This is a genomic window from Chryseobacterium sp. SG20098, from assembly GCF_031844745.1.
Lineage (GTDB): Bacteria > Bacteroidota > Bacteroidia > Flavobacteriales > Weeksellaceae > Chryseobacterium > Chryseobacterium cucumeris.
The window spans coordinates 112929-134693 of sequence record NZ_CP134622.1; the positions used below are offsets into that span (position 1 = coordinate 112929).

Here is a 21765-nt window from a genome sequence, read left to right on the forward strand (position 1 = left end):
AAAAGTAAAAAGTAAAAAGGTAAAGAGCCGCGTAGGGGCGACCTGTTAATGACATATAAAATAATAAGAGATAAAAGTTTAAAATGAAGAAAAAATTAATACTGGAGTCCGGTGAAGTGTTTCATGGAGAAGGTTTCGGAGCAGAATTGGAAACTGCAGGGGAAGTAGTTTTCAATACCGGAATGACAGGGTATCAGGAATTGATCTCTGACCCATCATACTGTGGTCAGATAGTTTGTATGACCTATCCGCTTATCGGAAATTATGGTATTAACCGTGATGATTATGAAAGTATCGAGCCGGCAATTAAAGGGCTTATCGTAAAAGAACTGTGCGATCTTCCTTCCAATTTCCGTACTCAGATTACTTTAGATGAATTATTTAAAAAGAAAAACCTTTCAGGAATTTCAGGTATCGACACCAGAAGACTGACAAGAGTTCTTCGTAACCATGGAGTAGTAAAAGGAAAAATTGTAAACGATGATGCTGACGAAGCTGCTGTAGCTTCTGAGTTGAAATCAACAACTTTCCCAACCAATCAGGTAGAGGAGGTTTCTACAAAAACACCTTACGCTAACCCGAACAGAGGTTTCAAAGTGGTCTTAGTAGATTTCGGTGCAAAACTAGGAATTATCAGAGAATTGTCTCAAAGAAACTGTGACATCATCGTGGTTTCTCAAGACACGACTGCAGAAGAAATTCTATTGATGAATCCGGACGGTATCATGCTATCAAACGGTCCTGGTGACCCGGAAGATGTACCACACGCCTTGGATATGATCAGAGGATTATTAGGAAAAGTTCCAATCTTCGGAATCTGTTTAGGACATCAGTTAATTGGTCTTGCTTGTGGAGCGAAAACTTTCAAGCTGAAATTCGGACACAGAGGAGGAAACCACCCGGTATTGGATCTGGAGAAAAATACAGTAGCCATTACTTCTCAAAACCATGGGTATGCTGTTGATCAGGAAAGTTTAAAAGGAACAGACCTTATCGAAACACACATTGCCTTAAATGACAGAACAAACGAAGGATTAAAACACAAAATCCACCCTTGTTTCTCCGTTCAGTATCACCCTGAAGCAAGCCCGGGTCCTGAAGATGCAAATTACCTGTTTGATGAGTTCATTCAAATGATGGAGGACTTTAAGAAATAAGAGTGACTTCAGATATTAGACATCAGATAGCAGACTTTATCATGCATAATTTTGAAAAATTGGTCTTTTGGCAGAAATCTATTGAACTTGCAAAACAGGTTTATATCATTTGTGCGGAGTTACCTAAAGATGAAAAGTTTGGTTTGATCTCTCAAATTAAAAGATCTGTAATCTCTATTCCTTCAAATATAGTTGAAGGTGCAGGAAGAAATAATGATAGAGAATTTTATCATTTTCTTGGAATAGCAAATGCATCCTCCTTTGAGTTACAGACCCAGTTAATTTTAACTAGAGAATTAAATTTACTTGAAGCAGAAAAAGTTAATGGTTTAATATCAAATCTAAATGAAATTCAAAGAATGATTTATACATTCAAATCTAATTTAAAAAAGTAAAACAACCTGTTGGAAGTCTGAAATCTGACATCTAACATCTTGTATCTAAAAAAAGAAAAATGGCAAAACGTACAGATATAAAAACAATTTTAGTAATCGGTTCAGGACCTATCATCATTGGTCAGGCAGCTGAATTTGATTACGCAGGAACGCAGGCTTGTTTGTCTTTGAAAGAAGAAGGCTACAAAGTAATTTTGATCAACTCAAACCCTGCAACGATCATGACGGATGTGGAAATCGCTGATAAAGTATATATTGAGCCGATTTCATTACAGTTTGTAAGCCACATCATCAGAAAAGAACGTCCGGATGCTTTATTACCAACCCTTGGAGGCCAGACAGGTCTTAACATGGCGGTAGAACTGGAGAAATCAGGAATTCTTGAAGAGTGCAAAGTGGAAGTATTGGGAACAAAACTTTCTGCCATCAACAGAGCAGAAGACAGAGATCTTTTCCGTGAGCTGATGAGAGAACTGAACGAGCCGGTACCGGAATCTGATATCGTAAATACGGTTGAAGGAGCTCTTGCTTTTGCAGATGAAATCGGATATCCTGTAATTGTTCGTCCTGCCTTTACAATGGGAGGAACCGGAGGTGGTATCGCTTCCACAGAAGCTGAATTGAAAGAAATCGCTGAATTGGGACTAAAACACAGCCCGGTTACACAGTGTCTTATTGAAAAATCAATCGCAGGTTTCAAAGAAATTGAATACGAAGTAATGCGTGATGCAAACGACAACGCCATTGTAGTTTGTAACATGGAAAATATAGACCCGGTAGGTGTTCACACAGGAGACTCTATCGTAGTTGCGCCTTCTCAGACGCTTTCAGACAGAGAATATCAGCTGCTGAGAAATGCTTCCCTGAAAATCATCAGAGCATTAGGAATTGAAGGAGGATGTAATGTACAGTTAGCTTTAGATCCGCATTCATTCGATTACTATATCATCGAAGTAAACCCTAGAGTTTCCCGTTCATCAGCATTAGCAAGTAAAGCAACAGGTTATCCGATTGCAAAGATTGCTGCAAAGATCGCTGTAGGATTGACTCTGGACGAAATCATGAACCCGGTTACAGGAAAAACATACGCATGTTTCGAGCCGGCTCTTGACTATGTGGTAACAAAATTCCCAAGATTCCCATTCGATAAATTCGAAACGGCAGACAGAAGACTTTCCACTCAAATGAAAGCTACCGGAGAAGTAATGGCAATCGGAAGAAACCTTGAAGAATCTTTACAGAAAGCCATCCGCTCATTAGAAACAGGAATCAAGCATTTAGGATTAAAAACAAAGCAGGCTCAGGCTCTTACTGCTGAAGAAATCGAAAGAAGAATCAGAGTGTGTGATGATGAGAGATTGTTCATTATCGGAGATGCTTTAAGAAGAGGATACGACTGGGAACAGATTGTAGAATGGAGTAAAATCGATAAATTCTTCATCTGGAAACTGAAAAAATTAGTTGACTTCGAAAAAGTAATCGCTGAAAACAAATTCGATAAAGAAACCCTGATTGAAGCGAAGAGATTAGGCTTTGCAGACATCAATATCGCAGTTCTTTGGGATGTAAAAGAGCGTGAGGTTTTCAACTTCAGAAAAGAAAACGGAATCATGCCGGTGTACAAAATGGTAGATACCTGCGCCGCTGAATTTGAAAGTGAAACGCCTTACTTCTACGGAACTTACGAAGAAGAGAATGAAAGCGTTGTTTCAGATAAAGAAAAAATTATCGTACTAGGTTCCGGGCCTATCAGAATCGGACAGGGAGTAGAATTTGACTATGCAACGGTTCACTCGGTATGGGCAATCAAAGAAATGGGTTACGAAGCGATTATCATCAACAACAACCCTGAGACAGTTTCTACAGACTTCTCAATTTCAGATAAACTTTACTTCGAGCCGCTTACAGAAGAAGATGTAATGAACATCATCGAGCTTGAAAAACCAAAAGGAGTAGTGGTACAGTTCGGAGGGCAGACAGCGATTAACCTTGCCGATAAACTAGCCGCTCACGGAGTACAGATCTTAGGAACTTCACTGGAAGATCTTGACAGAGCTGAAAACAGAGATAAGTTTGAAAAAGCACTTCAGGAGCTTGGAATTCCTCAGCCAAAAGGAAGAACTTCAACTTCGAAAGAAGAAGCAATAAAAATTGCCAACGAAATCGGATATCCGGTATTGGTACGTCCAAGCTACGTTCTTGGAGGTAGAGCAATGGAAATTGTATACGCAGAAGCAGAACTGGCTCACTACATGGAAAATGCAGTAGAAGCAAGCCCTGAGCACCCTGTATTGGTAGACAAATACATGGTAGGAAAGGAAATTGAAGTAGATGCCATCTGCGACGGTGAAACGGTAGTGATTCCTGGAATTATGGAGCACATCGAAAGAGCAGGGGTTCACTCCGGAGATTCAATCGCGGTATATCCTCCACAAAATATATCTCAGAGCGAGATTGATACTTTGGTAGACTACACACAAAGACTGGCAAAAGGATTAAACGTTATCGGATTAATGAATATCCAGTACGTTCTTTTCGAAGGAAATGTATATGTAATCGAAGTAAACCCTCGTTCTTCAAGAACAGTTCCTTTCTTATCTAAAATCACAGAAGTTCCAATGGCGAATCTTGCTACAAAGGCAATTCTGGGACAAAAACTGAAAGATTTAGGCTACGAAAACGGATTAGTTCCAAACAAAGAAGGAGTATTTGTAAAAGTGCCGGTATTCTCTTTCTCAAAACTAACGAAAGTTGATATCTCTTTAGGCCCTGAAATGAAGTCTACAGGAGAAGTTATGGGGAAAGATACAACCCTTGAAAAAGCACTTTACAAAGGATTGGTAGCAGCGGGAAGAAAAGTTCCTATGCACGGATCTATCCTGTTCACAGTAGCTGATAAGCATAAAGATGAAGCAGCAGCTCTTGCAGCAAGATTCCATGAAGTCGGATTCAGAATCTGGGCTACGGAAGGTACTGCGAAGTTCTTCGAAGAAAAAGGAATCCCTTGCAAAATCGGATACAAAATCGGAGAAGAAAGTGTAAATCTTATCGACCTGATCCAGAAAGGAAAAGTTCAGTATGTTGTAAATACCACTACAAAAGGTAAGCAGGCAGAAAGAGACGGATTCCAGATCAGAAGAATGAGTGTGGAAAACGGTGTTCCTTGTTTAACTTCAATGGATACGGTAGAAGCAATTCTAAAAGTAATCGAAAGCATGAGCTTCAAAATGGAGACAATGTAATTTCGAAAAATAAATATTCTAAACCTCATAGATTTTAAAAACCTATGAGGTTTTTTTATGCCCAAACCTACTAAAATAATACCACAAAAGGGTAATTGACATACGATTTCATACAGAGTACTTTTGGTATGTTATAACAAAAGCGATCAAAATTGTTACTGTAGTACAGTCTATCCTGTTTTTTTAAATGATAGAACATGGATTAAAAAAATACTATTGTTTGGAAAAATGAATCTTAATTCCCATATGTTTTTCTTACGGGATTTTTTATCGGAAAAACTAATAAATTAAATTTATCTGACTATTTTTACAAAAATCATCTAAATTCCAGTACAATGAGTATAAAATCAATTACGATAGGATTTCTATGTTGTATTTTCGTAACAGTGCTTTCAGGATGTTCCTGGATAACTGATTTCTATATTCAAAACCTGACCGGATCTAAAAAAATAATTAAGATCAATTACAGTTATCCCATCTCAAAAGCAATTGATAATGAGGCTGAGAGCTTTGCATTTAATTATGAAAATAGAATATTGTCCCCTCGATCTTTTTATAAAATCAAAAATCCAAAGTCTCTTGAAAAAATAGAAATAAAAGATTCTTCCATTGTCCTTGAACTTTATCCAAATTCAACAACAAAAATTTACACAAGCCATAATGGAAGCTGGAGATATAGGATTAAAAGTGTTGAGATTAATGGAACCATTTTTTATCCTTCAGAATTAATAAATAAAAGCAGATATATCAGTAAAGGTTATGTTTATAAAATTAATTAAAAGTTTACTATGAATTTTTATTTGAAAATAAAACGGACTTTTCTAAAAAGCGTAATAGCGTTTATACTTATTATTGGTTTTCAGGCCAAAGCTCAAAAATCCCAGTTTAATATTGTTGGAAACTGGGAATCCATTGATTACTGGAAGAGTAAAGGCAAAGCAGGCTTTACTAAAGATGGATATGTATCTATTACAATTAACGGGGAAGAAATTGACGGTAAGAATTTTATCATTCACGGAGGTCCTAATAATGGGCAAAAGGGTGAACTCAAATATAAAATTGATATGGAAAAGACACCAATTCATATTGATTTTATTGCACTAAAAGATAATCAGGAAAAAGGAAGACTGCTAGGAATTATTGTTCCTATTAACGATTCAAAATTCCTTATGCTGATCAACATGAATGGGAAGCGGCCTGAAAGTATAGATCATGATGAAACAATGACACTTACAAAGATTGAATGAAATTGATCTGAAAAACAGTTTAAACCTCATACATTTCAGCAATTTATGAGGTTTTTCTATATAAATTCTATAATTTAGGTTAGTCAATATTTCGATTAAAAAGAATATTGTGGTATTATCAATTATTCTATGAAAAAAACACTTCTTACACTCACTTTTGTATTAGGAGTTATATGTATTCTCAATATCAATTTTCCATTAAAAAAGCAGGATATCTATGGAAAATATATTAACATGAATTTTGATAAGCCAATTTGCTGTGTGGAAGCTCCTCACACTGCTGATACTTTAGTTTTATATGAAGACAATACATTTAGAAGTAAATTTTATGGAAGGGGTACATATAAATTATATAATGGATTAAATCCTGAAATAGAACTTCATTATACAGATTTTGGTCAGCCAGCTGCTTACAAAACCTATTTTTTAAATGGGATTTTTGAAAAGCCTAAGATTAGTCTAAATGCAGATTCAAACCATTATTATGAAAAACTTGATTGAAAAAATATAATTCTCAACTCTTTCTCAATCATTTTTATCACACCCGCTTAAAAATGCATTTATGTTTACCGAATTATTTATAAATTAGAGCGTTAAAATTCAAGCTGTTATTATTATTTAAAAACTAATACAATTCCACCAAATCAAAATATAACCATGGCAGAATATTACGCAAAATCAAGCAATTCTTTATCTTTTGAAGTTACAAGAGAAGAAAGATTAATTGGAAAACTTATCTATACAAGCTGGTTTAAATTTAATGCTGTTATTGAAATTGCTCATGGGCAGACCTATCAGGTGGAGCCAAAGGGTTTTTGGGGAACTACAATTGAACTGAAAGATCACGAAAGAGTGCTTCTGAAATTCAGAATGAACTGGAACGGGGAAATTGTAGTGCAAACCTATTTTGACGGCGTGAAGAATGGCTACCTTTTTAAACACAGAGGCATTTTTAAAGAATCATTTGTCCTTACAGATCAGGACGGCGTCGAGCTGATGATTATAAAACCCCATTTGAAATGGACTTCTATGAATTACGAATACCAGATCACCACCTCTGATGCCTATGAAACCCTTCCGGAAAAAGAAATCGTTTTAATTAATGCACTGCATTGCGCCAATTATTATATGTCGATGATGGCCGCTGCTGTTATATAAAACAGGTAAAGTAAAACTTTAGCAATATAGTTACCTTTATTTTTATTAGCCTTATGGTAAAAAAGAATTGTGTCCTGAGTGTTTTTGGACTGCTATTACTATTTCAATGTAATCCTGTTAGCAAAAATTACAAAAAAGAATTTGAAAAATTTGTTTTTGATGCTGATCAGGTTTTATCCAATGGTGATATTTTACATCCTGCTTATGCCTATCTTAAAGATGGAAAATTAAAAGGTCTTGAGTTTAATAATCATCCAGAATGTGGAGATTATATCCAAAGATATTTTTTTTCTGAAAATGAAAAAATAAAGAAGATTGTTATTGAGAAAAATTATTATAATGAAAGCTGTGGTAAAACTTTTGACTCATTATTCATTATATATCCCGTATTGGGCAAAACAATTGTGTATGCGGATAATACAAACGCAAAAGAAATAGAAGGTAATGTTTTACGGGAGGAAAAAATTAATATTGATCGCTATATGAAAATGATTAATAATTGGAAAAATAAATAAAAAAACTTATATATTGAATAAAGGGTTTTCGGAATTTTCGAAAACCCTTTATTTATAGGCTATTCTATGGTAGAAGTTTTATGATTTGTATCATGTTTTTATTTAGAATTAATAAAAATAAAATAATTTTGTAGAACTAACTTAATTATAAACATGAAAAAAACTATTATTTCTGCAGCTCTATTAGCCGTAACGATGCTGAGTGCCCAGGAAACAGATACCATTAAAGTGGCTGAAATTCAATCCGTATCGCTCCAGGGAACTCACAATTACAGAACAAAAAAATCTGAATCTATCGCAAGGCTTCCTCTGGAAAATCTTGAAAACCCTACTGTTTATAATCTTGTTCCCAAAGAAATCATCAGTGAAATGGGAGCCATGGATTTCAACACAGCGATGGCTTCTGCTCCAGGAGTGGTCGTAAGCAATAGTGTAAACGACAGTGGAAATGATATTTTTATGAGAGGTTTCAGTTCCAATGCCAGTTTCAGAAATGGACTGACTCAAAATCCAAGAGTACAATCTGAGATCGCTAATATCGAGAGAGTAGAAGTAATAAAAGGTCCATCCGGAACCTTATTCGGTGGAACATTAGCCAATTATGGCGGTGTGGTGAATATCGTTACGAAAAAACCACAGGAAAACTTCGGGGGAATTATCAATTATACCACCGGAAGCTGGGGAATGAACAGGATTACAGCCGATGTAAATACCCCTTTAAATAAAGAAAAAACTGCATTGGCAAGATTCAATGTCGCAGCCTATTCTCAGGATTCTTTCCAGGATGCAGGCTACAACAAAGGATTATTTTTCTCAGGAAGTGTTTTGTACAAAGTAAGCGACAAAACCACAGTGACACTTGATACGGAGTTCCATGCTCCGGATAAAACATTGAATGCTTATGTAAGAAACTCAGAAAAGCTGACCTTACACTCCATGAAAGACCTGGAAGTAGCCTACAAAAGAGCGTTTACTAGTAATGATATCGGCTCGAAAAGAACCAACTTTGTAACGATGGCTGAGGTTACCCATAAATTCAATGACCAGTGGACGTCAAGGACATCTTACCAAAGAGGAGAAGCCAATGAAAACGAATCTATCTTTTTAGTACTCAGATATCTGAATAATAATCAGGTAGAAAGAATGATCCGTCCTTTTGACAGCTTTAAAGTGACCACAGACAATATCCAGCAGAATTTTACAGGAGATTTTAAAATAGCAGGCTTAAGAAACCGTCTGGTAGTGGGAATAGATTACTTCCAGCAAACAACAAAATATCAGTTCCCTTACTATGAGGCCAACGGATACAGTAATGTTTTCATGCCTTATGATAAAGTGAATCTCGACAGCTCTTCCGCATGGGATCCTATCTCAAGAAACAAATTCATGAATAAGGAAAGAAAATCCACAGAATCGGATATTACAAGATTCAGAACCATCAGCGGTTATATTTCCAATGTTTTAAATATCACAGATAATTTGCTGGTAATGGCCAGTTTGAGAGTAGACAGCTATAAAAATGATGATATGGTGGTAAATGGTGTAGAGATCTCTACCAAAAACGGATATCCTGAAAATAAAGTTTCCGGTTACAGCCAGACCCAGTTTTCACCAAAGTTCGGATTGGTGTATGAAATTGTAAAAGATCAGATTTCATTCTTTGCCAATTATGTGAATGGATTTAAAAACTATGCTCCATCACTGAATGAAGTGGGTATCCTGACAAAGTGGGATCCTGAACAGGGAAATCAGATTGAAACAGGTTTTAAAGTGGATCTGTTCCATAAAAAACTACTGACGACCGTGAGTTACTATAATATTAATGTTAAAAACAGACTGGTTGCAGATCCAGGCGGAATAGGAAGTATTCAGGATGGGAATATCAAAAGTCAGGGACTGGAAATAGGCATCATTGCCAACCCTTTCAAAGGATGGAATATCGTTGCCGGATATGGTTATAACGATAACAAATATGATGACCGTAGCAAAGACAGCGGAAAAAGAATTGCCTGGACTCCAAAACATGTTGCCAATCTATGGACAAGCTACAAAATCATGGATGGTGCATATGAAGGACTTGGTTTCGGAGCCGGATTTAATTTTGTAGACCAGACCTATATCAACATCACCAATCATTTTCTTGCTCCTTCTTATACTACGGTAGGTGCAACAGTTTTTTATGACAGGAAAAAATACAGAATCGGTCTGAAAATGAATAATGCGCTGAATGAAAACTACTGGAACTTCTACGGACAGCCACAGAAGCCAAGAGAAATTCTTGCCAATTTTGCATTCAAATTTTAAATCTAAAAAAACAAAAATAATCTCAACGAAAATATAAGGATGAAAACCGCAAAGGTGCAAAGCTTTGATTTATAATATATCTATTTCTGAAGCCTTCAAATATGCTAAAGTAAACGGCAGCAGAAATAACTCTTTTCACTTTACAAACACGCCATTATAAATACAATTGCGCCTTTGCATTTTCTACACTTACATTGTTGATTGGATGAAAACAGATATGAAAAATAATAAAACGAATCCTAAAAAAAAGCAGGGTAAATCCCTTACCAAAAGGATCACCGGCTGGCTGCATCTATGGCTCGGCCTGGTTTCCGGAATCATTGTGCTTACTGTTACTCTTTCGGGAACTGTATTTGTCTTCTGTGACGAAATCATTGATCTGTGCGGCGGAAGCGCAAAATATGTCCAGGCTCCGGCTAATGCAGAAAAAATGACCCCTGAAGAGTTGCTTACCCACTTTCACCAGCAGGTTCCGGACAGAAAAGCGTTCTATTTTGATACCTACAAAGATGCTGACAGAAGTTTCAGAGTAGCTTCAGCAACGAAGCCTCCTAAAGATAAAAGTGCGGACAAGGCAGACAAACCAAAGAAAAAAGGCCGTGGTCCACGAGGTGTATTTGCCTATCATTATCTTAACCCTTACACCGGAAAAGTAATCGGTTCTACCAAAAGCTATGAGTTTTTCTATGTTGTAGCCCATATTCATGCGCAGCTATTGGCAGGAAAGTTTGGGAAAACGGTGGTTGGAATTGCTTCCATCATCTTTTTTATCCAGCTTATCGGCGGACTGATTCTCTGGTGGCCAAAAAAATGGAACAAAACAACAAGAACAACAGCTTTTAAAATTAAATCCGGAACGAAATGGCGCAGGAAAAACTACGATTTTCATAATGTTTTTGGATTTTATTCATTGCTTCCCGCAGTGTTTATTACCATTACCGGACTGATTATGGCATACAAGGTCTTAACCGATCTTACCCAGCAGGCTTTCGGCGGAGCAGTGGATGCCCATACTATTGCAGAAAAATATGAACCTAAGTTTGATCCGGAGAAAAAAGCTTTGACTTATACTGACTTTATAGACAGAAAGTTTAAAGAGTTTCCTGATGCAAAACAGTTCAGAATGAGTATTCCGAGAAATGATTCTGCAACGGTGTATCATGTGGGAGTCGCTCAGTTTATCGGGTTGAAAAGCCTTATCAACGGGAAAAGTATGGAAACCAATAAATACACCGGAAAGGAGATTGATTATCCTGAAGAAGTACAGAAGCACGAAGTGATAGAGCACATGAACTTTGACCTTCATGTAGGGTATTGGGGCGGAATGTTCGGTAAAATATTCACATTCATTATCGGAATGATCTGTACCAGTCTCCCGATTACCGGATTTCTGATCTGGTGGGGACGCAGAAACAAATCACCCAAAAAGAATAAAGAAATTAAAAATATTCATCAACACAGAAAAGATTCGCACCATGAACAATTGGTTTAAAATTATATACCTTCCTGTATTTTTACTGTTTACATTTGGAAAATCCCAGGAAAAACTAACGATAGGAGAGAAGCAAAATGTATTTTCAAAAGTACTAAATGAAAACAGAGAAATCTGGGTTCATCTGCCCAAAACGTATAACGACAATACCATCAATCCTGCAAAATATCCTGTCATCTATCTTTTAGACGGAGAAATTAATTTTGATTATTATACAGGATTAACAGATTTCATTGCCAGGACACCCTATGCCGACATTCCGGAATGTATTGTTGTCGGAATTAAAAATACAGAAAGAACAAGAGATCTTACCCCAACGAAAGCTCAGAAGAAAAGTCCTGTAAACCCTAATATCACTCTTTTTGCAGACAGTGGCGGAAGTGAAAATTTTGTAAAATTTATACAGGAAGAATTGAAACCATTCGTTAATAAAAACTATAGAACACAGGATTATTCAGTGTTGGTAGGCCATTCTTTCGGCGGATTATTTGCCATTAATACCTTTCTTTCACATCCGGATTATTTTAATGCTTATGTTGCTAATGATCCTAGTTTATGGTGGGATCATAAATTGACCATTTCAAGAACGAGAAACTATTTGGAAAAAAATAAAAAGTTTCCTGCAAAAAAATCGTTGTATGTTTCTCAGGCAGATAATGAAGAGCAGCAGAAAAACTGGAATTCTGATATGACCCAGGCGATTGAAGATTTTAAAGGAATGATAGAAAAAAACGGATCTTTGAACTATAAACATCACTTTTTTGAAGGCGAAACCCATGGGACCGTTTCTTATCCCGGAAATTATGAAGCTTTGAAATTTATATTCAAAGGGTATAGAACTGATATAAAACAGTTGGCCAAAAATCCCAAACTGCTTGAAGAAGAGTATCAAAAGTTTTCTGAAAAAATGGGAATAAATTTTATTCCTTCAGAAGCCTATCTGAATGTGGTAATCAAATTTATGAAAAGTAATGGTTTTAAAGAATCCGAAACCTATTTTATGAATCTGAAAGACAACTATTATCCTAAGAAATAATGAACTGAAAATAAAAACCAAATCCGTTTATCAACAGATTTGGTTTTTTATATCTTACTTCTAACCATACGTTTTATGTATCCAGAGAATTCGACATTCCGCTAGAAATCGGAATAAATTCTTTCCGGGAATTAATGCCTGTTATCACAATTAATCGGGAAATCCTTCTCCTTTTGATCTAAAAAATTAATGGAAGGACAGCCAAAAGACTGGGCAATGAACCCAAAAATAACCGGAGGTTTTCCTTTGAAAAGATGGCCTGTATATTGGAAAATATTAGATTCATCAGCATCTATTCCATAAAGAGGAAGAAACTCTCCGCCATCACTGCCTGCAAGGCTGAATATCTTCTCTGCAATTTTTTCCTTACGATCATTGATGACTGCCAGTTTACGCTCTACAATATTTCCTTCTTCAAGATAATCCTGCAGATAATAGGTCAGATTTTCATATTGGGACTGATAAGTTTTTCCCAAAGCCAGTTTTGAGTGAGAAAAGTATTTTTTTGAAACATCAGCGCCGGCTTTTTGCCATTTCACAGCTTTCATTTTATTGTCTACAAACGGATTTTGATTTCCAAAATAGGCAATGGCATTAGTATAACGGTCGTATTCTGTTGTTTTTTGATGAGTTGCCACCTGGAAACCCATCATATAAGAATCCGGGTCTAAATCCTGATCATCTGAATAAGGACTTAAGTAGGCCACGGCTTTTAATTGGCTGACAGGCATTTTTTGAAGTTGGTTAGAGCCATACTCATAGATGTAGAGAGAATCATTTTCAGTAAGGTGAATCCCATCCAGCAATTTTTTTCTGCTGGGTGCATCCAGTTCAAAATGCTGACGTTCCTCATAAGTCATCTGCTTCTGATTTTTCATAATAGCTGCAGGAATCGGTTGTTCCCCTTTATAGACATCCGAAACAGAAATGAAAATATTCATATCAGAATCTTTTTCTGCGGATGAAATAACGGACAGACTGAAAATATTAAAATCAGTATAATCTATTTTCTCCTCAGTTTTTGCTGTTTTTACAGAATCATTCGTCAGATGTGTTTCTGTGGTAACAGTTTTTTTTTCTTCTTTCTTACAGCTTACAATAGCCAATGGCAAAAATAAAAGCGCAGCGACGGTTTGGGGTTTTATAATCTTTTTTAGCATTAAAGTGTTTATCATATTCTAATTCATTTTGTAATAAGGTTCTGAAAAATATTTGCTGGGTTTAATGTAAGCCATTTTCCTTTCTGCATCAAAGATCCAGATGAATCTGCGAAGCATATCAGCACCGAGATAACTTACATTTTGTGTCTTCAGTTCCCCGGAGAAAAATCCTACGGAAACATCTTTAAAAACACTGTTTCCCAATTTAAAATAGGGTAGAACAGCTTGTTTGGTCGTTAACGTTTTACCTTGAGAATTCTTTAGTGTTTTTTCTCCTGTTACCTTTAGTTTTTTCTCCAGATGTTGTTCTTCAGCGAATTCATTGCTATAGAGTATAGCTCCTGAAAACCCGGATTGCAAAACAAAATAGGTTTCCTGCTGCTGATCGCCTTCAAGGATATTGTCTGCGGCTAGATAAAATCCTTCATGATCCAGAATGATATTGATGGGTTGGTAGTCTTTCAGATCCGGCATTTTGTCGTAGATCACAAACTGGTTGTTGTCATAATCAATTTTAAAGGCATTCCCTTCAAAAATTCCGGTTCCGATTTTTCCGTCTGCTTCATGACCTGTCAGCTGATTGTCAAAAAAATGTACATTTTTCTGAATAATTTTTCCGATTTGTACTGTATTGTCGTCGCTGAGTTCTTCTTTGTTGAAAATAATATGTGCTGCTTTCTGTTTGCCATCAGGAGAAATAGCATAATCTTTCATGGCAATCTGGAACATGAGATTGAGCGAATCTTTTTTGTTGACAAGGGTCTTTACAATGATATTATTGTGTTTTGTGATCCGGAAGGGGATGGTCTGCTGTGCTTTCATACCATACAATCCGGCAGAAAGCAGTATGAAAAATACTGTTCTTTTGAGCATTATCAGTGATTAGTGTTTTAAAACTTTAAAATTACCTATTATCTTTGGAAAAGCAAATAATAAAATAAAATGGTTGAAAAATTGCTTCAGAGCGGAATCCATTGGGAAAAGAAAGCATTCAAACGGAATGAGTTCCTGAAGATTTCAGGCAGTACAGATACCTCTATTTATTGTATTGAAAACGGAAGTGTCCGGATTTTTATGATGGATGAAAATGAAGAAAGGATCATTCGTTTCGGATACACAGGAAATATTATTGTCAGCCTGGATTCTTTTTTATCGGGAAAGCCTTCGGATCTTTATATTCAGGCGATTAAGAAAACAACGGTAAGAATAGCTTCAAAACAGGATTTCTATGCGTTCGTACAATCGGACGAAGAACATATGAAATTCTGGATGAATGTCCTTGAAGATCTCGTATTACAGCAGCTTGAAAGAGAAAAAGATCTGCTCATCAATGCTCCCGGAGAACGTTTTGAAAGGGTTTTAAAACGAAGTCCAAAACTATTTCAGGAAGTTCCCAATAAATACATTGCCAATTATCTGAGGATGTCACCGGAAACTTTGTCCAGACTAAAAAAATCTTGAGCTCAGTCAAGATTTAAGAACATTCTGATCAGCATATTTGCATAAAAAACGTAATGAAAATTTCAACCTCAGAATTCCTGAATGAATTAAGAAATAGAACTGCAGAACATTTACAATTCGCTGAAATGTTGTCTTTAAAGACGGAACATGATCTGAATTTCAGAACTTCAACAGAAAGCTGGAGTACATTGGAATGTCTGGAGCATCTTAACCGCTACGGAGATTTTTATATTCCCGAAATAAGCCATACTATTTCTTCTGCCGGAAAACCTTCTCAACTCTATTTTAAGCCCGGAATTCTTGGGAATTATTTTGCTAAAAGTATGCTTCCCAAAGAGAAACTGAATACGATGAAAACGCTTAAGGCCATGAATCCTATCCACAGTAATCTGGATAAAAGCGTAGTGGATACATTCATAAAACAGCAGAAAAAAATGCTTGAATTACTGGAAGAGGCTCAATTTATTGACTTAGAAAAAACAAAAACAAGTATTAGTATTTCAAAGCTGATCAAACTGAAGTTGGGAGATACCTTTCGTTTTGTTATTTATCATAATGCAAGGCATGTTGAACAGATAAAAAGAATTTTAACGGATTAAAAACAAGTTATGATTTCCAAAAAGCTTAATTTTAAACGAATGGAAATGATACACCAAAAACATATATCAACCCCTTTGGGAGAAATGATTGCCTGTGCCATAGATCAGGGAATCTGTCTGCTGGAATTTACAGACCGGAAAAATATTGAAAAACAGTTGAAGGCTTTGTCAAAGATTTTGAAAGCAGAAATTTTAGAAAAAGAACATCCTCATTTCAAACAGCTGGAAGAGGAACTGAAAGAATATTTTGAAGGAAAAAGAAGTCATTTTGAAGTTCCATTGTTCACTACCGGAACTGCGTTTCAGGAAAAAGTATGGCAGCTTCTTCGCGAAATCCCAATGGGAGAAATAAGGACTTATAAACAACAGTCAGAAATACTGGGAAACCCCAAGGCGATACGTGCCGTAGGAACAGCCAACGGGATCAATAAAATTGCCATTTTAATTCCCTGCCATCGTGTGATAGGTTCCAACGGCGAGTTGGTAGGGTATGCCGGAGGTATCTGGAGAAAACAAAAACTATTGGAGCTGGAAAAGGCTATCTTATTTTAGAAATATATTAAAAATATCCCTATATTCCGGCATTTATCACAAGTTCTGCTACCTTTTATGAAATCAAAAATTCCGGTTATTTTAATCTTTTCCAGATTGATTATTGGCTTTCTCATCATTGCTTTAAGTCTCATTACAATAGAAAATTATCAGGCAATTACTGTCGTCCTTTTATCTATAGGGTTGTTCACTGATATTTTTGATGGAATTATAGCAAGGCATCTTCAGATTTCAACTCAGAAACTCAGACGTATGGATTCTACTGTTGATCAGATTTTCTTTATCTCGGTAGGACTTGCAGCATATATACAATGCCCTGAATTTTTCAAAACAAACGCTTCCAAAATAATTATTCTTGCAGGATCTGAAGCTCTTATTTATCTGGTAAGCTTTTTAAGATTCAGAAAGGAAGTAGCAACACACTCTATTGGTGCCAAGATCTGGACTTTATTACTTTTTGGAACATTAATTCAGGTTATTTTACAATGTCAGTCTGTCATTCTGTTCAACCTTTGTTTTTGGGTTGGCCTGCTTACAAGGGCAGAGATTATTGCTATTCTTTTTATATTGAAAACCTGGACGAATGATGTTCCTTCTGTTTTTCATTCCATTCAACTAAGAAAAGGGAAAACGATTAAGAAAAATAAATTGTTCAATAGTTGATTATTTACTTTTAAAAAAGATTTGGCTAAAAAATACCGTCATAGAAAAATATCGGTAAAACAAATTTTAACGAAGTTTATGAAAGCTATTTCGCTCTGAATTTTGTAATTTTAAACAAAAATTTACACGTGAAAAAGTTACTAGCAGCAGTTTGCATTTCAGTTTCAGCATTCAGTTTTGCTCAGGATTATTCTGTGCCGGCAGCAAGTCCGCGCCAGAAGGTTGAGCAGCAGTTTTCAATGTCTAAAATTACCATTGATTATGGAAGACCGGGAGTGAAGGGACGTAAAATTTTCGGAGAACTGGTTCCTTATGGCCAGGTTTGGAGAGCGGGAGCGAACTCTTCTACAAAAATTACTTTCGGACAGGCCGTTAACTTCGGTGGGAAAACAGTGCCTGCAGGAACATACGGATTGTTCATCGTTCCTACAGAAAAAGAATGGAAAGTTATCCTTAATAAAGATTTCCAGCAATGGGGAGCTTATACTTACGATCCAAAACAGGATGTAGTAGACGTTACGGTACCGGTTAACAAACTGACAGACAAACAGGAATGGTTTGAAATCACTTTAAATCCTACAGATGAAAACTCAGGAAACCTGGTTATCAAATGGGATATGGCTCAGGCAGAAGTTCCTTTGAAACCGTCCAAATTAGACACTGTTATCAAGATTTCCGACAAGTTGAAAGAAATCAAGAAAATAGAATCAGATTCTACTAAAAAAGGCTAAGCAATGAATTTTTCTGTTCAGCCTGTTTTAGAGAATGAAGAATTTCAATTAATCCCCTTACAGCAAGGGGATTTTGAATCTTTATATGAAGTGGCTTCCGATCCTAAAGTCTGGAAACAGCATCCTAACAAAGACCGTTATAAGAGAGAAGTTTTTGAAAACTTTTTCACAGGAGCTATGGAGAGTAAAGGTGCTTTCAAAATTATGGAGAAAGCTACCGGAGATGTATTGGGAAGCAGCCGTTATTATGATTTTGATGAAGAGAACAATCATATTTTCATCGGATATACTTTCTACGGAACAAAATCATGGGGAAAAGGCATTAATCCTAAGGTTAAAAAGCTGATGCTGGATTATATTTTCCAGTTTGTAGACAAAGTTCATTTTCATATCGGAAAAGAGAATTTTCGTTCACAGACCGCTTTGGAAAGACTGGGAGGACAAAAAATAGCTGAAGAAGAAGTGGCTTATTTTGCAGAACCTACAAGAACCAATTTCGTATATGAAATTAAAAAAGAAAACTGGGTATGAAAAAATATAAAATACAGCAGTCCCCATTTGTAGTGCCTACTACAGACGGAAAACTGATTGAAGAACATTGGGGAAACTCAACAGGGAATTCCAATGTTTCCATTGCTCATATGGTAGCACCTCCGGATTGGAGTGAGCCTCACCAGACTCCTGAGTTTGATGAATTTACCTACATTATTTCAGGAAAAAAGCAATTTGAAATAGATGGAGAAATTGTTACGTTGGAAAAAGGACAGAGTATTCTTATTGAAAAAGGAGCGAGAATCCGTTATAGTAATCCGTTTTCAGAACCATGTGAATATCTTGCGATCTGTCTTCCTGCATTTTCTATGGAATTGGTGCATAGGGAAGAGGAAGGCGTAGACTAAGAAAAGAATTAAAAAATATAAAAAAGCAAATCTGAGAATAGTGGATTTGCTTTTTTTGTGTAATTACACCATCATGAAAAAATAATCATGAATTGCTGATTTCTTTGAAGTTGATTTTCAATGTGTTTTTATTAAGAATGCCCTTCAATAAAAGGTTTCGCAATAGTTTTTTCTTTTTCATGCCTGATAGTTTCAATTTATTTTGTAAGTTCGCGGACTTAAAAAAATGAACTAAAATCTATGAAAAACAAATTATCGATTGTATTCATGCTGGCAATCGCGCTTTCTACCACTTCATGTGCAACCATTTTTACAGGAACTCAGGATTCAATCGCTTTTTCTTCAAGCCCTGAAGGAGCAAAAGTATTTCACAAGGGAATTGAAAAATGTACAACACCTTGTACAACCAAAATTCCAAGAGGTTTGGGTAAGCAGATGGTTACATTTGAAAAAGAAGGATTCGAGAAGAAAGAAGTAAAACTGACAAAAACTTTTAATGCCGTGACTTTACTGAATATTATTCTTGGAGGAGCAATAGGAGTGGGAATTGATGCTGCAACAGGTTCTCTAACCAAATATTCTCCAAAGAAATATGATGTTGAGCTTCAGGCTAAACCGTAATTAAGCTAACACTATAAAAGTAAAAAGGCAAATTCATTGATTCACGAATTTGCCTTTTTTATGTTTATTTCAAAATTTCTTTCAGGAACAGCAACGTATGATTCCATGCTCTTTTGGCCATTGTTGCATTGTAATCCGGTGATTTCGGATCTGTAAATGTATGTTTAGAATGGGCATATGTGATGATCTGCCAGTCGGCATTTCCTTCATTCATTTCTTTGATGAGGTTATTATAATCCTCAGGAGTTACACTTTTATCATCAGCCGGATTTTCAACCAGAATTTTAGCTGTTAAAGCCTCATTTTTTCTGCTCTGATCTCTGCCCAGACTTCCGTGGATGGAAACAACACCCGCTACTGGAAGATGACCTCTTGCTGATTCCAGTGCTCCTGTGCCTCCGAAACAATAGCCGATAACCGCTACCTTATCAGAAATTGCTCCGTTTTTCTTCAACTGCTCCAATGCCAGCGAAATTCTTTTCTGGTATTCCTGATAATTCTGTTTGTAATACCCTGAGCTTTTTGCAGCAGATTCGTTATCCGTAGGAATTTTTCCTTCACCATAAATATCAGCGATAAAAGCAATATACCCTTGCTTTTCAAGCTCAACAGCCGCTGTTTTAGCTTCTTCGTCAATACCTTTCCAGGCTGGAAGAATCAGTACTCCGGGAAGTTTTTTTCCGGCATTGGAAGTGATGAGACCATTAAGTTTCTGGGAACCGTCCTGGTAGGAAACAGATTTAAGTTTCTGACTGAAAAGATTTCCTGAAGCCATAATCATTGCAGTTAATAAGATGGAACGTATCATATTTTGTAATTTAATTTTAATACAGATTACACTAATCCTTTTCACAAATACAACCAATAACAATTGTGCAATTCGTGTAAAAATTTGTGATTAGTGTTGAAAAGAAATCTTATCGAAATTAATAAAAATAACTCAGAAAGAATATTAATAGAATATTATTTAATACTTTTCAGAAATTATCTAATGTTATAAGCCTTACTCAGGTTTGTAAAACTGGTATTGCTCATTTTCATAATAGGCATTAATGTGCTGCAAACCGTTTGTTAAAATAATTTCCCTGGCACCGATAATAGAATTGTATCGGGCAGTCTGTTCAAAAGTTTTTTCCGTTAATTTGATCTGCGGAGCTTTACATTCAATCAGAATTATAGGTTCGGTCTTTTCAGTAACCAGAAGGTCAATCCTTTTGGTAAGACCATTCAAGATAATTTTTTTTTCGGTAATCAGAGCCGATGTGGAGTAGGATTTTACAGTAAGATAATAATGTACCCAATGCTGTCTGACCCATTCCTCAGGAGTGAGCAGAAGATAAGTTTTGCGAACCAAATCATAAATAAAAAACTTATCTTTGTCTTTCTTGAATTTAAAATCAAAAGTTTCCTGAAAATTCAGTTTTGGAAGTTCCATTAATAAGATGAAAGAATTAGATTTAATCCTCAAAAATATTAAAAATAAAGAAGTTTTACCTATTTATTTTTTCCATGGAGAAGAAGCTTACTTCATTGATGTTGCTGTAAAAGCCCTTGAGCATAACTTTTTGGAAGAAGATGAAAAAGCTTTCAATCAAACCGTTACCTATGGAAAAGATACCTCTTATCAGGAAGTTCTTTCCCTTGCAAGACAATTTCCGATGATGGGAGACAAACAGGTGATTATTGTGAAAGAAGCTCAGGATTTACGATTCAATGAAGAGGAAAACAGAATTCTGGAATCTTACGTAGACAATCCTGTTCCTTCTACAGTTTTGGTTTTTGCTCATAAGCATAAGAAACTGGATAGCAGAAAAAAAGCGGCCAAAGCATTGGATAAAGCCAAAGCGCTTTTCCTTAGCGAATCTGTAAAGGAAAGCAATCTGCCGAAATGGATTTCAGATGAGTGTGTAAAGCTTAAAATCAATACAGCTCCCAATATTTCCCATCTGCTGGCAGAATATCTGGGAAATGACCTGTCCAGAATTGCCAACGAGCTGAACAAGCTGAAGATGATCCTTAAAGAAGGAGAAATCCTTGATGGAACCATCGTTGAAAATCATATCGGGATCAGCAAAGAATATAATATTTTTGAGCTCCAGAAGGCTTTAGGAACTAAAAATGCCAATGCAGCTTTTAAAATTGCCCATTTTATGGGTAAAAACCCGAAGAATAATCCTTTTGTCATGATGCTTGCAAGCCTTTACAATTATTTTTCAAATGTTATTATTTATCAGACCATGGCAGGGCAGTCTCCACAGACCATTGCTTCACAGATGGGAGTGAATCCTTATTTTATCAAAGACTACGCGGAAAGTGCCAGACTTTACCCTTTGAAACATGCTACAAGAGTCATTTCTATTTTACGTGAATTCGATATGAAAGGTAAAGGGCTCGGAGCGGTGAATATGGGAGAAGCTGAGCTGATTCGGGAACTTGTGTATAAGATCATCAATGTAGATAAGATTAAAATGAAGGTGTGATACGTGTTGCGAGATGCGAGGTAACGTGATGCGTGTTGCGAGATAGTGAGATT

24 protein-coding genes are annotated in these 21765 nt (G+C 36.1%); 20 read left to right on the forward strand and 4 right to left on the reverse strand.

The window, feature by feature from the left end:
* Positions 1 to 83: 83 nt before the first annotated feature.
* From RHP76_RS00485 to RHP76_RS00535, 11 genes are all read left to right on the forward strand, one after another.
* Positions 84 to 1157 (forward strand): carbamoyl phosphate synthase small subunit, encoded by a 1074-nt coding sequence (locus RHP76_RS00485; protein ID WP_062670679.1) that lies wholly within the window; start codon positions 84 to 86, stop codon positions 1155 to 1157.
* 41 nt (positions 1158 to 1198) lie between these two features.
* The gene (locus RHP76_RS00490; protein ID WP_311230277.1) at positions 1199 to 1552 is read left to right on the forward strand and encodes a four helix bundle protein; all 354 of its coding nucleotides are present in this window, start codon (positions 1199 to 1201) and stop codon (positions 1550 to 1552) included.
* Between the two features lie 59 nt (positions 1553 to 1611).
* The gene (carB, locus tag RHP76_RS00495; protein ID WP_120230614.1) at positions 1612 to 4794 is read left to right on the forward strand and encodes a carbamoyl-phosphate synthase large subunit; all 3183 of its coding nucleotides are present in this window, start codon (positions 1612 to 1614) and stop codon (positions 4792 to 4794) included.
* 335 nt (positions 4795 to 5129) lie between these two features.
* Positions 5130 to 5573, forward strand: a complete 444-nt coding sequence (locus RHP76_RS00500; protein WP_120230616.1) for a hypothetical protein — start codon at positions 5130 to 5132, stop codon at positions 5571 to 5573.
* A gap of 9 nt (positions 5574 to 5582) precedes the next feature.
* A complete protein-coding gene (locus RHP76_RS00505) occupies positions 5583 to 6041 on the forward strand; it encodes a hypothetical protein (RefSeq protein WP_120230617.1) in 459 nt (152 codons plus the stop codon).
* Positions 6042 to 6170: 129 nt separating this feature from the next.
* Entirely contained in the window at positions 6171 to 6542 is a 372-nt protein-coding gene (locus RHP76_RS00510) for a hypothetical protein (RefSeq protein WP_120230618.1), read from the forward strand.
* A gap of 156 nt (positions 6543 to 6698) precedes the next feature.
* On the forward strand, positions 6699 to 7199 hold the full coding sequence (locus RHP76_RS00515; RefSeq protein ID WP_311229219.1) for a hypothetical protein: 501 nt from the start codon (positions 6699 to 6701) through the stop codon (positions 7197 to 7199).
* Between the two features lie 53 nt (positions 7200 to 7252).
* Entirely contained in the window at positions 7253 to 7714 is a 462-nt protein-coding gene (locus tag RHP76_RS00520; RefSeq protein WP_311229220.1) for a hypothetical protein, read from the forward strand.
* A gap of 153 nt (positions 7715 to 7867) precedes the next feature.
* Positions 7868 to 10018, forward strand: coding sequence for a TonB-dependent siderophore receptor (locus RHP76_RS00525; protein ID WP_311229221.1), 2151 nt, complete (start codon positions 7868 to 7870; stop codon positions 10016 to 10018).
* 217 nt (positions 10019 to 10235) lie between these two features.
* Positions 10236 to 11510, forward strand: coding sequence for a PepSY-associated TM helix domain-containing protein (locus RHP76_RS00530; protein WP_311229222.1), 1275 nt, complete (start codon positions 10236 to 10238; stop codon positions 11508 to 11510).
* On the forward strand, positions 11494 to 12546 hold the full coding sequence (locus tag RHP76_RS00535; protein ID WP_123277942.1) for an alpha/beta hydrolase: 1053 nt from the start codon (positions 11494 to 11496) through the stop codon (positions 12544 to 12546). Before RHP76_RS00530 ends, RHP76_RS00535 begins: the two co-directional genes overlap by 17 nt.
* A gap of 131 nt (positions 12547 to 12677) precedes the next feature.
* Here RHP76_RS00535 and RHP76_RS00540 read toward each other — a convergent pair whose 3' ends face one another.
* Positions 12678 to 13721, reverse strand: a complete 1044-nt coding sequence (locus RHP76_RS00540) for a hypothetical protein (protein ID WP_288442467.1) — start codon at positions 13719 to 13721, stop codon at positions 12678 to 12680.
* Positions 13722 to 13724: 3 nt separating this feature from the next.
* Positions 13725 to 14579, reverse strand: a complete 855-nt coding sequence (locus RHP76_RS00545; RefSeq protein ID WP_311229223.1) for a hypothetical protein — start codon at positions 14577 to 14579, stop codon at positions 13725 to 13727.
* A gap of 69 nt (positions 14580 to 14648) precedes the next feature.
* Here RHP76_RS00545 and RHP76_RS00550 point away from each other — a divergent pair, with 69 nt between their 5' ends.
* From RHP76_RS00550 to RHP76_RS00585, 8 genes are all read left to right on the forward strand, one after another.
* Positions 14649 to 15167 carry a Crp/Fnr family transcriptional regulator gene (locus RHP76_RS00550; protein ID WP_311229224.1) on the forward strand — a complete coding sequence of 173 codons (519 nt, stop codon included), beginning with the start codon at positions 14649 to 14651 and terminating at the stop codon, positions 15165 to 15167.
* Between the two features lie 53 nt (positions 15168 to 15220).
* Positions 15221 to 15766, forward strand: coding sequence for a DinB family protein (locus RHP76_RS00555; protein WP_311229225.1), 546 nt, complete (start codon positions 15221 to 15223; stop codon positions 15764 to 15766).
* Between the two features lie 45 nt (positions 15767 to 15811).
* Positions 15812 to 16318: a methylated-DNA--[protein]-cysteine S-methyltransferase gene (locus RHP76_RS00560; RefSeq protein WP_311229226.1), complete on the forward strand. Its 507-nt coding sequence runs from the start codon at positions 15812 to 15814 to the stop codon at positions 16316 to 16318.
* A gap of 57 nt (positions 16319 to 16375) precedes the next feature.
* Positions 16376 to 16981 (forward strand): CDP-alcohol phosphatidyltransferase family protein, encoded by a 606-nt coding sequence (locus RHP76_RS00565; RefSeq protein ID WP_277694514.1) that lies wholly within the window; start codon positions 16376 to 16378, stop codon positions 16979 to 16981.
* A 128-nt stretch (positions 16982 to 17109) separates the two neighbouring features.
* The gene (locus RHP76_RS00570; RefSeq protein WP_062670647.1) at positions 17110 to 17712 is read left to right on the forward strand and encodes a DUF2911 domain-containing protein; all 603 of its coding nucleotides are present in this window, start codon (positions 17110 to 17112) and stop codon (positions 17710 to 17712) included.
* Positions 17713 to 17715: 3 nt separating this feature from the next.
* A complete protein-coding gene (locus tag RHP76_RS00575) occupies positions 17716 to 18243 on the forward strand; it encodes a GNAT family N-acetyltransferase (RefSeq protein WP_311229227.1) in 528 nt (175 codons plus the stop codon).
* Positions 18240 to 18611 carry a cupin domain-containing protein gene (locus RHP76_RS00580; RefSeq protein ID WP_062670643.1) on the forward strand — a complete coding sequence of 124 codons (372 nt, stop codon included), beginning with the start codon at positions 18240 to 18242 and terminating at the stop codon, positions 18609 to 18611. The genes RHP76_RS00575 and RHP76_RS00580 overlap by 4 nt, the downstream gene beginning before the upstream one ends.
* A 240-nt stretch (positions 18612 to 18851) precedes the next feature.
* Positions 18852 to 19232 carry a PEGA domain-containing protein gene (locus tag RHP76_RS00585; protein WP_062670641.1) on the forward strand — a complete coding sequence of 127 codons (381 nt, stop codon included), beginning with the start codon at positions 18852 to 18854 and terminating at the stop codon, positions 19230 to 19232.
* A 64-nt stretch (positions 19233 to 19296) separates the two neighbouring features.
* Here the strand turns inward: RHP76_RS00585 and RHP76_RS00590 are convergent, their stop codons facing one another.
* Positions 19297 to 20040: a dienelactone hydrolase family protein gene (locus RHP76_RS00590; RefSeq protein WP_120230630.1), complete on the reverse strand. Its 744-nt coding sequence runs from the start codon at positions 20038 to 20040 to the stop codon at positions 19297 to 19299.
* Between the two features lie 195 nt (positions 20041 to 20235).
* The gene (locus RHP76_RS00595) at positions 20236 to 20667 is read right to left on the reverse strand and encodes a type I restriction enzyme HsdR N-terminal domain-containing protein (RefSeq protein WP_062670636.1); all 432 of its coding nucleotides are present in this window, start codon (positions 20665 to 20667) and stop codon (positions 20236 to 20238) included.
* 7 nt (positions 20668 to 20674) lie between these two features.
* On the opposite strand from RHP76_RS00595, the gene holA reads away from it, so the two are divergent.
* A complete protein-coding gene (gene holA, locus RHP76_RS00600) occupies positions 20675 to 21712 on the forward strand; it encodes a DNA polymerase III subunit delta (RefSeq protein ID WP_311229228.1) in 1038 nt (345 codons plus the stop codon).
* Positions 21713 to 21765 lie beyond the last annotated feature (53 nt).